Source organism: Bacillus sp. mrc49 (assembly GCF_002803435.1).
In genome coordinates this window covers 1-544 of record NZ_PHNG01000007.1, presented here as the reverse complement: position 1 = coordinate 544, position 544 = coordinate 1, and the positions used below count along the sequence as shown (strand labels likewise).

The window sequence follows — 544 nt, the reverse complement described above, 5'->3', positions numbered from 1 at the left end:
GCACGATGGCGTGACCGGGGTGGATACCGGCTATCAGGATCTCAATAAGAAAACCGCCGGTTTGCAAAAATCGGATCTGATCATCGTCGCTGCCCGCCCTGCAATGGGTAAAACCACCTTCGCCATGAACCTGTGCGAACACGCCGCGATGACGCAGGACAAACCCGTGCTGATTTTCAGCCTGGAAATGCCCTGCAACCAGATCATGATGCGTATGCTGGCCTCGCTGTCGCGTGTGGACCAGACCCGTATCCGTACCGGCCAGTTGGACGATGAGGACTGGGCGCGAATTTCCAGCACCATGGGTATCCTGCTGGAGAAGCGCAATATGTACATTGACGACTCCTCCGGCCTGACGCCAACCGAAGTGCGTTCACGTGCGAGGCGTATTTTCCGTGAACATGACGGCATCAGTCTGATCATGATTGACTACCTGCAGTTGATGCGCGTGCCGTCGCTCTCCGACAACCGAACGTTGGAAATTGCCGAGATCTCCCGCTCGTTAAAAGCCCTGGCGAAAGAGCTGCAGGTACCTGTGGTGGCG

The 544-nt window shown here is 56.6% G+C and carries 1 protein-coding gene; it reads left to right on the top strand.

Annotated features, from left to right (window positions below):
* Nucleotides 1-544, top strand: a 544-nt coding sequence (locus CVN76_RS00155; protein ID WP_157805367.1) for a DnaB-like helicase C-terminal domain-containing protein, incomplete at both ends; no start/stop codon positions are given.